Below are 11567 nucleotides of genomic sequence, written 5' to 3' on the forward strand. Positions count from 1 at the left end.
TCGGGGCGCACGAGGCCCGTTCGGGGCGATCGCAGCGCGCCCCGAACGATCGCGGCGCGCCCCGAACCCGGAAAGTCACCCGAGTTCCGCCTGCCGGGCCGCCACGATCGCCTCGACCTTCGGGAAGAGCGGATGCTGCGGCTCGAGGCCCGTGACCGACTCGGTGAAGGACGCGGCATCCTGTTCCCGCAGCATCCGCTGCAGGTCCACCGACTGGGCGTCCTCGGTGTCGTCGAACGCGAGCGCCGCACTCATCGCCGCGACCAGGGCGTCGACGCCGAGCCCGCGCTCGGCGGCCTCGGCGGCGGGGCCGACGAACCGCTCGTGGCGCGAGAGCTTGCGCAGCGGCTGCCGCCCGACGCGCCATACCGTGTCGGGAAGCGCCTTGTTGCGGAAGCGGCCGAGGATCGTCGCGCGGTAGTCCGCCAGCGACGCGGCGTCGAGCCCGTGCTTGGCCTCGAGGAGCGCCGAGGTCTCTTCGAGCGCAGCTTCGACACGCGACGCGATGCCGGGGTCCGCCAGCGCGCCGGCGATCGCCTCGACGCCGGCCTGGGCACCGAAGTAGGCGGTGGCGGCGTGCCCGGTGTTGACCGTGAACAGCTTGCGCTCGATGTAGGGCGCCAGGTCGTCGACGAAGTGCGCGCCGGGGATGTCAGGCGGGTCGTCGCCGAACGGCGGCCGCTCGATCGCCCATTCGAAGAACGGCTCGACCGTGACGTCGACGCCGGCGCCCTCCGGCTGGGCCGGCACGATGCGGTCGACGGCGGTGTTGGCGAACACCGCTCGCGACGAGAGCGCGTCCCACGCGTCGCCGGCGAGGGCCTTGACCTCGTCGCGGAGCAGGTCGGTGGCGTTGATCGCGTTCTCGCACGCCATGATCTGCAGCGGCGGACTCGATGGGTCCCGCAGTGCGAGCCCGGCGACGATGTGCGGCGCGACGAACTTCAGGATCGTCGGTCCCACCGCCGTCGTGACGACGTTGGCTCCGGCGATCTCGTCGATGACCTTGTCGGGGTGCTCCGCGCTGTTGATGGCGGTGAAGCCTGTCACCACGGTGTCGCGACCGCCCTCGCCCACCTCGTGCACCGTGTAGCGGGACACGCGGTTGATCGCGTCGACGAGCGGGGCGGCGACATCCGAGAAGACGAGTTCATACCCGCCCTCGTGCAGCAGCAGCCCGACGAACCCCCGCCCGATGTTGCCGGCCCCGAAGTGGACGGCCTTCATCACACGCCCGCCGCCGACACCAGGCCGAACAGCTCCTCCGGCGTCTGGGCGGTCTTGAGCCGGGCAACTTCGTCCTCGTCCGAGAACAGGATCGCGATCTGCGACAGGATCTCGAGATGCTCATCGCCCTTGCCGGCGATGCCGACCACGAACGTCACCGGGTTGCCGTCCCAGTCCACGCCGCCGTCGTAGCGCACGACCGACAGCGCCGAGTCGAGGATCTCGCCCTTGGTCTCGTTGGTGCCGTGCGGGATCGCGAGCTCATTGCCCATGTACGTCGACACGGTCTGCTCGCGCTGGAGCATCGCGTCGTAGTAGGCGCCGGTGACCGCGCCTGCCGACTGGAGGATGTCGGCCGCCTCCCGCATCGCCTCGTCGCGCGTCGCGCTCCCGGAGTGGATGCGCACCTGCCCGATGCTCAGAACCTCGCGTGCCATGTTGTCGCCTTTCTCGTCATTCGCCTGTGGTGTCGTCGGAGGAGATACGGATGCCGCGACCCGCCGCCCGTTCCGAGCAGCGGGGCGCGGCCGTGCCGAGGGCGATGGGGCCGGGGGCTTCTCGCCCGCCCGGCCCCACCGCGGTCTCAGCTACGCACCATCCTCGTGCTGGGCGCGGACCAGGTCCACGACCTCGTCGTAGCGCGGCGAGTTCATGAAGTTGTCGACCGACACGTGCACCGAGTTCGGCGTCTTCTGCCGCGCCCGGTCGGTGAGCTGGTTCTGCGTGATCACCAGATCCGCCGACGCGTCCAGGGCCGCGATCGCCTTGTTGGTGACCGTGACGTTCTCGATGCCCGCCTTCTTGATCTTGTTGCGCAGCACGCTCGCACCCATGGCCGACGAGCCCATGCCCGCGTCGCACGCGAACACGATGTTCTTGATCTCGCGCTCGGTCATGGTGGCCGGCTCGATGCCGCCGTCGGCGCTCGTGGCGGCGCCGCTGCGCAGGCCGTCCAGCGCAGCCGACGACTTGCCCTTGGCCGCCGCCGTCTGCGTGATCGCCGCGCCGAACGCGTCGTCGGTCGCCGCCATCGCCTCCAGGTCGCGCTTGCGCGAGGCGCGCAGGATGACCCACGAGATGAGGAACGTCACGGTGGCGGCGAGCACCACCGAGAGCAGCACCGCGACATACGAGTTGTTCGCGACTTGCGCGATCACCGCGAAGATGCTGCCTGGTGCGGCCGGCGCCCTCAGGGCGCCCCCGAGGAGCATGTTCGTCGTGACGCCGGTCATGCCGCCTGCGATCAATGCGAGGATCAGCATCGGCTTCATCAGCGCGTACGGGAAGTACACCTCGTGGATGCCACCGAAGAACTGGATCACCGCGGCGCCCGGCGCGGAGGCGCGTGCGGCGCCGATGCCGAAGAACGTGAACGCGAGGAGCAGGCCCACACCGGGACCGGGGTTGGCCTCGAGCAGGAACAGGATCGACGAGCCGGTCTCGGCGGACTGCTGGATGCCGAGCGGCGTCAGCACGCCGTGGTTGATGGCGTTGTTGAGGAAGAACACCTTCGCCGGCTCGATGATGATGCTCGTGAGCGGCAGCAGGTTCATCGAGACGAGCCAGTCGACCGCGTTGCTGAGCACCTGCATGATGCCGTTGACGACCCACGCGATCGGGTAGAAGCCGATGATCGCGAGCACGAAGCCCCAGATGCCGGCCGAGAACATGTTCACGAGCATCTCGAAGCCGGCGCGGATCTTGCCCTCCCAGAGGCTGTCCAGCCACCTCATGGAGTAGGCGCAGATCGGGGCCATGATCATCGCGCCGATGAACATGTGGACCTGGCCGAGCTGGTTGTCGGCGGGCAGGTCGGCGTTGATCTGCGCGATCAGGTAGTCCGACCCCGCGATCGCGCCGAACGTGCCGATCGAGGCCACCACGCCGCCGCGCACGCCGTAGATGATGTTGCCGCCGGTGTACGCGATCAGGATCGGCAGGAGGTAGTGGATGAAGGGACCCACCAGCGTCGCGAGCGCCGGGACCGGGGTCCAGCCGACCGCGATGAAGAACGCGGTGAAGATGCCCCACGCGATGAGCGCGGGGATGTTCGGCATGATCATGCCGGACAGGAACGTGCCGAAGCGCTGGACTCCGACCCGCGCCTTGCTGGTGCCCGCGGCGGGCACTGACGCCGTTGTCATTTTGCTGTCTCCCTTTGTATGTGGGTGTCCGGGCCGCCGGGGCGACCTATCGGGTGGCCGCCTGCTGGGCTGCGGACCGGGCGGATGCCGCGCTGTTCGCGGCGAGGGCTGCCGTGGCGATGTCGCGTGCCTCGGCGATGGTGTGCTGGAGAAGTGTGGCGCGCACGTCGGCGAGAGCCGTGGGTGCCATGGACAGACTCGTGGCGCCCAGGCCGACGAGCACGACGGCCAGCAGCGGATCTGCGGCCGCCTCGCCGCAGATGCCGACCGGCTTGCCGTTCGCGCGGCCGGCGTCGCCGACCTCGCGGATCAGGCGCAGCACCGCCGGGTGCCACGGATCCTGGAACGACGCGACCGATCCGAGGAGCCGGTCTGCGGCGAGCGTGTACTGCGTGAGGTCGTTGGTGCCGATGGAGGCGAAGTCCGCGTCCACCAGGATGCGGTCGGCGAGAAGCGCCGACGAGGGCACTTCCACCATGACGCCGGCGGTCTTGATGCCGTAGTCGCGGGCGAGGGCGGTGAAGTAGTTCGTCTCCTCGACGGTGGCGACCATCGGCGCCATGACCCACAGGTCGGCATCGGTGGCGGCATCCGCTTCGGCGAGGGCCGTGAGCTGCTCGCGCAGGATGTCCTCGCTGGCGCGGAGGGCACGGATGCCTCGGAGCCCGAGCGCCGGGTTCTCCTCGTGCGCGTCGTTCAGGAACGCGAGCGGCTTGTCGGCACCGGCGTCGAGCACTCGCACGACGACCTTCTTGCCCGGGAACGCGGCGAGCAGCTTCGTGTACGCCTCGCGCTGCTGCTCGACGGTGGGCGCCTGGTTGGAGCTCAGGAACAGGAACTCGGTGCGGAACAGCCCCACGCCCTCGGCCCCCAGCGCGACAGCATCGGCGGCGCCCTCCGGGTTGCCGAGGTTCGCCAGCAGCGGGATCGAGGTGCCGTCCGCGAGGGCTCCGTCGGTGATGGGAGCGGATGCTGCGGACGCACGCGCGTCCGCGCGGTTCTGCGCCCGCTCGAGCTCGTCGGCGGTCGGGTCGGTCGTCACGACGCCGGCGGCGGCATCCACGATCACCGTCTCGCCGTCGCGCAGTGCCGTCGCCGAGGTGGCGCCCACGATCGCGACGATCGACTTCTCGCGCGCGAGGATCGCCGTGTGCGAGGTGGGTCCGCCCTCGGTGGTCACGAGGGCCAGCACCTTGGTCAGGTCGAGCAGCGCCGTGTCCGCCGGTGCGAGATCCTTCGCGACGAGGACGAACGGGTGCCCGGGGTCCGGCACACCCGGTGCCGCGACGCCGCGCAGGCGCGCGATCACGCGCTGCGCGACGTCGTCCAGGTCGGCGGCGCGCTCACCGAGGTAGCCGCCCATCGCCGCGAGCTGGTCGCGGAACGACGCGAAGGCGTCGAACACGGCGAACTCGCCGGTCTTGCCCTGCGCGAGCCTCGTGCCGATCTCGTCCGCGAGGGTCGGGTCCTCGGCCATCATGGCCTGCGCCTCGAGCACCTCCTGCGCGGCTCCGCCCGCCTGCGCGCCACGGGCCTCGAGCTCGCGTGCGACGGCGGCGACGGCATCCGTCACCCGCGCCTTCTCCTCGTCGGCGCTGATCTCGCTCGGCGCGTCCGAGGGAGCCGGTGCGGGCTCCGCCATGCGTGCGACGGGCCCCTGGGCGACGCCGAGTCCGATTCCCACCCCGCGGAGTTCGGTCATGGTTCAGGCCTCCGCGTCGTGGTCGGTGGTGAGCAGCTCCGCGAGGGTGTCGAGGGTCGACTCCGCCCCGTCGCCGTCCGCGGTGAGGGTCACGTAGTCGCCCTGCTCGATGCCGAGCGCGATCACGCCGAGGATGCTCGCCGCGTTGACCGGACTCCCCGCGTCCTTCGCGATGGTGATCGGGATGCCGGCATCCTTCGCGGCCTGCGCGAACAGCTTCGCCGGACGCGCGTGCAGACCGTGCGCCGATCCGATCCGGACGGTGCGGGAGATGGGTGGCATGTCGTGACCTCTCTGTCTGTTCCTGGTTCGTCGCGGTGTTGTTCAGTCCTGAGGTGGCGGGGCCGCATCCGCGGCCGGGAGCGGCCCCCCGGGGCTCCCGATCGCGGCGCGGACCAGTGCGAGTGTCCGCGTGCCGTCCCGGTCTCCGAAGATGTCGGGCGGCAGCAGCACCACCGTCGTGCCTCGCGCGGCGGCATCCCGTTCTATCCGCTCGAGCGCATGGAGCAGGTGCGGTCCCACGAGGACGACGTCGGCGGCATCGAGATCGATCGGAAGCGACTGCTCGGTGCCGGCGAAGGCGGAATACTCGAGTCCCTCTGCGTGGGCCGCGTGACGCACGCGCTGAGCGACGAAGGTGCTCGACGCACCCGCTCCGCAGACCACCAGGATCCTCATCGACCCGCCTCCTCTTGTGGCCATTCTTGTGAGAACGCTGGGAGGGGACAACCACTCCTTCTTCCGCGGGGGCGGAAACGCCGCGGCCCTGCTGTCCGGTGCGCGTGGTTGACTGGGCGTGTGACCCGAGCCCGGCAAGATCGTGTGCTCGGACTGCTCCTGCGCGACGGCGACTGGGTCACCGCATCCGCTCTCGCCGACGCGCTGGGCGTGACCCCCCGCAGCATCCGCTCCTACGTCACCGCCGCGAACGCGCGGGTGGCGCCGGGCGTCGCTGTCGAGTCCGGGCCGCAGGGCTACCGCGCCGGATCCGATGGCGCGGCGGCTCTTCGTGCGGGCGGCGACACGGGCACGCCCCGCGACCGGCTGCACACGCTCGTGCGGGCGCTTCTCGACGCCCCCGACGGCATCGACGTGTTCGAGACCGCCGACGCGCTCCATGTCTCGCCGGCCACCCTCGACGCCGACCTCGCACGCGTCCGCGGGCTGCTCGGCGGAACCGAGCTCACCCTCGAGCGCTCCGCGTCCCGCGCCCGGTTGCGCGGCACCGAGGCCGCGCAGCGGCGGCTGCTGAGCAAGCTCGCCCACGACGAGATGGATGCGGGATCCTTCGATCTCGCCGCCCTCCGCCGCACGCTCGGCGAGGGATCGGTCGGTGCGCAGGCCTTCGGCCCGTTCAAGGCCGAGCTCGTCGCGCGCCTCGGCGAGCTGGGCTGGTTCGTCAACGAGTTCGGCATCGCCGACGTCGTCATGCACATCGCGATCGCGGCCGACCGCACCTCGCGCGACCGCCCGCTCGATGCGGCCGGCTCCACCCAGCGGGAGCGGCCGACCCAGAGCCAGGTCGCCGAGATCATCGCCGAACTGTCCGAACGGCACCTCGGTGTGCGGCTCGGCGGCGCCGATCTGCAGCACCTCGCGACGCTGGTGCTCACCCGCGTCGTCGCGCCCGACGGGCACGAGGACGCCGCATCCGGGGCCGTGACGTCCTCGCTCGATCCCGAGATCGAGGCCGTGGTGCGCGAGGTCGTGACCGCGGCCGCGGACGAGTTCCTCGTCGACATCGCGCACGAGGACTTCGTGGCGCGGCTCGCCCTCCACGTGCAGAACCTGCTGCACCGCGCCCGCGAGCAGGCGTGGTCGCGCAACCCGCTGACGCGGTCGCTCAAGTCGACATACCCGATGATCTTCGAGGTCGCGGTGTTCATCGCGAGCCGGCTGCAGCAGAGGCTCGGCATCCCGCTCCCCGACGACGAGATCGCCTACATCGCGATGCACGTCGGGGGCCGGCTCGAGCGCAGCCGCCGCGCGGACCAGCTCCTCACCGCGACGATCGTGTGCCCGGGCTACTACGACCTGCACGAGCTGCTGCGCTCCAGCGTCGACCGCTCGCTCGGGCAGGCGATCGAGGTGGTGGGCGTCGAGACCCGCGCCGATCCCGACTGGGCCTCGATCGACACCGACCTCGTCCTGACGACCATCGACCCGCCCACGACGAACGACCGGATCGTGCGCATCCAGCCGTTCCTCACCGACAGCGACGTCGAGCGCGTGCAGGCCGCGGCCGGGCGGATCCGGCGCTCGCGCCGCCTCGCGCGGCTGCGCGCCGAGCTGGAGCGCTACTTCGAGCCGTCCGCCTTCCTCCGCGGCCTCGATGAGGCCGCCGGCGAAGAGGGCGTGATCCGAGGGCTGGGCGCCCTGCTGCAGGCCCGCGAGGTCATCGATGCCGAGTACGTCGAGCGCACCATCGAGCGCGAGCGTCTGTCCTCGACCGCGTTCACCGACGCGCTGGCGGTGCCGCACGCGCTCGAGATGACGGCATCCCGCACCGCCATCGCCATCGGCATCGCCGACCCGTCGATCCCCTGGGGCGACGGGCGCGTGCAGGTGGTGGCGCTGGTCGCGTTCTCCGAGACGGACCGCGAGGCGTTCCAGACGGTGTTCGAGCAGTTCGTCGAGGTGTTCAGCGAGCGCGACAGCGTGCAGCGCCTCGTCCGCCGGGGCACAGACTTCAACGCCTTCCTCGACGAGCTCGTCGCTGTGATCGACGGCTGAGCCGCAGCATCCGTCTCCGGTGCCCGCCGTCTGTCACGGGTTCGGGGCGCGTATTGTCCGTCGGGGCGCGGATTCTGCGCCCCAACGGAGCGTTCACGCCCCAAGACCCTTCATCCGTGCGTCATCGCGGAGGCCGGATGCCGAACGCCTCGAGACATGCACCGAGCTCGGACGCTGTCGCCAGGTGCGGCCAGCCCCATCGTGCGTACCGGCGCTGGGTCGTGCCGCGGATCCAATCCTCGCGTTGCTTCTCCTCGTCGAGCGTCTGGGAGGAGGTCCGGCCGTCGAGGAGCTTTCCGTCGACGTACTTGATTGCTCCGTCGAACTCGCCGAACGCGGCGATCTCCTCGATTCCGAAGTCCACGTAGTAGGGCTGTCCGCGCGGTCCAGGAACGGCCAACTGAAGCTCGAGGATGCGGAACCCGAGCTCTCGCAGCCGGATCCGGCTGATGCTCTCACCAGGCAGTTGCGCTCGACCGTCGGCGAAATCCAGGACTCGTCGTGCGCGCGTCTGACCGTGCGCAGATCGCCTGACGATCTCGGCGACCCTGTCGCGAAAGGCTTGGGCTCCCTCCACGTCGTACTCGCCTGGTCCCGCCACGAACTGCTTGCGCAGTGCCGCATCGGCGATCGTCACCGCCTGCTCGAACGTCGCGGTGCGCGCGACATCCGCGACCGTGCGTGCGAGCGAGGTGAACCGCAGGCCGTCGGCTTCCACGACGTCCTCGTCGGACAATTCACCGCGATGACGGACGACGCCGAAGGCGGCGCCAGGGCGCTGCGCCGCCGCGATGATGTGGATGCGCTCGCGATCGGCGCGATAGAGGGGCAGCCCATGCGCGGCTGCCGCGGTTTCGTGCGACACGACCGGCGAGCTCGCCGACACTTCGGTCAGGGCCTGCGCGCGGGCGATGGCCCGAGCTTCGGGTTTCGCCGCGGTCCACGCGTCGCCTCGAACGAAGACACCCGGTCGGATCTTCACGAGCTGTCCCGCGCGCAGTGCCTGAGCGAGACGCCGTGGGCTCACCCCTCGCAGGAGCAGGTCGTCGTGCCGAAGGAGGCTCAAGACGGTCACACGTCGAGTCTTCGCAACGACGACAGGAGCGTGGTCGCCGGTGACCAACCCGTGGACAACACGGCGGTGCGGCGCGGTGTGGACCGGCTGGGGAGGAACCGGCCGCCGATCCCACTTTCGTCAGCGGGGACTGGGCCATCCCGCACGTGGTTTGGGGCGCAGCTTCTCCGTTGGGGCGGAGGATCTGCGCCCCAAGGGAGAGATCGCGCCCCAAACCCGGAAGTGGCTGGATGCAGCGGGCCGGGCCGGCAAACGACGAGGGCGAACGGATGCTGCGCCCCGGCGTCAGCCGCGGGCGAGGCGCTCGGTGAGGTCGAGGCGAACCGCGGGCCACTCGGTCGGGAGGATCGAGAAGACCACGGTGTCGCGGAGGGTGCCGTCGGGGCCGAGGCGGTGATTGCGCAGGACGCCGTCCTGCTTGGCGCCGAGGCGGGCGATGGCGGCGCGGGACTGACGGTTGTGCCAGTGCGTGCGGAACTCGACCGCGATGGCGTCGCACTGCTCGAACGCGTGGGTGAGCAGCAGCAGCTTCGCGGCGGTGTTGACGGCGGTGCGCTGAGCCTCGAGCCCGATCCAGGTGTGCCCGATCTCGACGTGCCGGTTGGCCTGATCGATGTTGCAGAACGTGGTCGTGCCGATCACCCGCCCGGTGTCGAGCCGGCGCACCGCCCACGGATTCATGTGGCCCTCGTCGCGCCACGCGAGTCGCTGCGCGATGTCGGCGGCGATGCCCTCCGGGCGCGGCACCGATGTGTACCAGGTGTGCTCCAGGCCTGCGGCCGCGGCGGCCAGGTCGGCCTCGTGCACGGGGGAGAGGGGTTCCAGGCGCACGTGCGCGTTCTCGAGGGTGACCGGCGAGGTGAGGAGCATGTCTCGAGCGTAGGCCGCGGGTGCTTCGAACCCTGCCGGATGGGCAACGTGCGAAGCATCCATATCGCGTTGACGTCCACATGCGCGCCCGCGCGTCGTCATACTTCGCAATTGTTCTCCCCGCCCGGCCCTCGCCTCCGAAGCCCCGCCTAGGCTCGAACGGTGCGTCCATTCCGGCGCATGCACAGCGAAGAGGACTCGAAACAGATGAAGACGAAGAGGCGAGTGATCGCCCCCATCGCACTGGCACTGGCGGCGACCATCGGTCTGGCCGCCTGCGCGCAGGGCGATGCCCCACCCGAGACGTCCGGTGCCGAGGCCACCGGCCAGCTCACCTACGCGATCGCGAGCGACCCGTCGTCGCTCAACCCCATCAACGTCAGCGACCGCTGGGGCCTGACCGTCACGAACATCGTCTACTCGCCGCTCGCGCGGGTCGAGGGCGACGGCACCGTCGTCAACGAGCTGGCCGAGTCCATCGAGCCCGCAGACGACGGCCTCTCGGTCACCGTCACGCTGAAGGACGGCCTGAAGTGGTCCGACGGCGAGCCTCTCACCGCCGACGACGTCGTCTTCACCTACACGAACAAGGCGGTCCGCGAGAACGGCAACGCCGACCTGCTGTACGTCGGCGACCAGCCCATCACCGCCGAGGCGACCGACGAGCGCACCGTGGTCTTCCACCTGCCGAGCGTCAGCGCCGCGGCCCTCAGCAACATCGCGACCGAGACGTACATCATCCCCGAGCACGTGTACGGCGACGTGACCGACTTCTCGGTGACCGAGCTCGACCCGCTCGCGGTCGGTTCGGGCCCGTACACGCTCACCGAGTACGAGCGCGGCCAGTACCTCACGTTCGAGGCGAACGAGAACTACTACGGTGAGGCGCCGCAGATCCCGGAGCTGACGCTGCGCATCGTCTCGGACTCGAACACGACCAAGACGGCGCTGCAGACCGGTGAGGTCGACGCGTCGTTCGCCACGCCCGACCAGATCACCGAGCTCGAGGGCGCGGGCCTGAACGTCTACCCGTACGCCGAGGGGCGCGTGGCCTACCTGGGCCTCAACGCCGCGAAGCTCACCGACCCGAAGGTCCGCCAGGCGATCTTCTTCGCCCTGAGCCGCGACGACATCAACACGGCCGCGTTCCTCAGCGACGACTACTACGAGAACGCGTACACGATCCTTCCGCCGAGCAACGCGTTCGCGACCGAGGACGTCGAGAAGTACGAGCAGGACACGGATGCCTCGGCAGCCCTCCTCGAGGAGGCCGGCGTCTCCGACCTCTCGTTCACGCTCGCGTACGCCGGGGCCGACCCCGCGCAGAAGACCGAGGCGACCCTGATCCAGCAGCAGCTGAAGGACGCCGGCATCACGGTGGAGCTCGCGGGCATCGAGCCCGCCGCGGTCTTCGAGGAGATCCAGAAGGGCGCCGACTCGCAGTACGACGCGTTCCTGGGCGGCTACATCATGGGCCAGGATCCCGACGCGTACAGCCTGCTGTACCGCACGGGCGCCTCGGCGAACTACTTCTCGTACTCGAACCCGGCCACGGACGCGCTGTTCGACCAGGGCGCGGTCGAGCTCGACCCCGAGGCCCGCAAGGCGATCTACGCCGACCTGCAGGCGCAGATCGCCGAGGACGCGGTGGTCTTCCCGCTGGCCGACAACCTCAAGATCCTCGCCGTGAACCCGCGGATCGGCGGCGTCGAGGACGCCAAGCTGGTCCCGATCTATACGTTCGAGAACTTCGGGCTCCTCACCGAGCAGTGAGTCACCGACGTCACGGGTCCCGGCGACGGGGCCCGTGACGTCG

Annotated in this window: 10 protein-coding genes; 2 read left to right on the forward strand and 8 right to left on the reverse strand. The window is 70.3% G+C overall.

Features of this window, described 5'->3' with window-relative positions; genetic code table 11:
- Window positions 1–75: 75 nt before the first annotated feature.
- The 6 genes from RS82_RS15340 to RS82_RS15365 form a co-directional block, all read right to left on the reverse strand.
- Complete coding sequence (locus RS82_RS15340) at window positions 76–1227, reverse strand: mannitol-1-phosphate 5-dehydrogenase (protein ID WP_045300975.1); 1152 nt, start codon at window positions 1225–1227, stop codon at window positions 76–78.
- Window positions 1227–1664, reverse strand: a complete 438-nt coding sequence (locus RS82_RS21890) for a PTS mannitol transporter subunit IIA (protein ID WP_045300977.1) — start codon at window positions 1662–1664, stop codon at window positions 1227–1229. Before RS82_RS21890 ends, RS82_RS15340 begins: the two co-directional genes overlap by 1 nt.
- A gap of 150 nt (window positions 1665–1814) precedes the next feature.
- Window positions 1815–3371 carry a PTS mannitol transporter subunit IIBC gene (locus RS82_RS15350; RefSeq protein ID WP_045300979.1) on the reverse strand — a complete coding sequence of 519 codons (1557 nt, stop codon included), beginning with the start codon at window positions 3369–3371 and terminating at the stop codon, window positions 1815–1817.
- A gap of 46 nt (window positions 3372–3417) precedes the next feature.
- Window positions 3418–5073, reverse strand: coding sequence for a phosphoenolpyruvate--protein phosphotransferase (ptsP, locus tag RS82_RS15355; RefSeq protein WP_045300981.1), 1656 nt, complete (start codon window positions 5071–5073; stop codon window positions 3418–3420).
- A 3-nt stretch (window positions 5074–5076) separates the two neighbouring features.
- Entirely contained in the window at window positions 5077–5355 is a 279-nt protein-coding gene (locus RS82_RS15360; protein ID WP_045300983.1) for an HPr family phosphocarrier protein, read from the reverse strand.
- Window positions 5356–5397: 42 nt separating this feature from the next.
- On the reverse strand, window positions 5398–5751 hold the full coding sequence (locus RS82_RS15365; RefSeq protein WP_045300984.1) for a PTS sugar transporter subunit IIB: 354 nt from the start codon (window positions 5749–5751) through the stop codon (window positions 5398–5400).
- A 120-nt stretch (window positions 5752–5871) separates the two neighbouring features.
- Between RS82_RS15365 and RS82_RS15370 the strand changes: the two genes are divergently transcribed.
- Window positions 5872–7806: a BglG family transcription antiterminator gene (locus RS82_RS15370; RefSeq protein ID WP_045300985.1), complete on the forward strand. Its 1935-nt coding sequence runs from the start codon at window positions 5872–5874 to the stop codon at window positions 7804–7806.
- A 121-nt stretch (window positions 7807–7927) separates the two neighbouring features.
- Here the strand turns inward: RS82_RS15370 and RS82_RS15375 are convergent, their stop codons facing one another.
- Entirely contained in the window at window positions 7928–8881 is a 954-nt protein-coding gene (locus RS82_RS15375) for a hypothetical protein (protein ID WP_052676866.1), read from the reverse strand.
- A gap of 285 nt (window positions 8882–9166) precedes the next feature.
- Window positions 9167–9751, reverse strand: a complete 585-nt coding sequence (locus RS82_RS15380) for a GNAT family N-acetyltransferase (protein ID WP_045300987.1) — start codon at window positions 9749–9751, stop codon at window positions 9167–9169.
- 225 nt (window positions 9752–9976) lie between these two features.
- Here RS82_RS15380 and RS82_RS15385 point away from each other — a divergent pair, with 225 nt between their 5' ends.
- Entirely contained in the window at window positions 9977–11524 is a 1548-nt protein-coding gene (locus RS82_RS15385) for an ABC transporter substrate-binding protein (protein ID WP_245619629.1), read from the forward strand.
- Window positions 11525–11567 lie beyond the last annotated feature (43 nt).

It is taken from the genome of Microbacterium trichothecenolyticum (assembly GCF_000956465.1).
GTDB classification, from domain to species: domain Bacteria; phylum Actinomycetota; class Actinomycetes; order Actinomycetales; family Microbacteriaceae; genus Microbacterium; species Microbacterium trichothecenolyticum.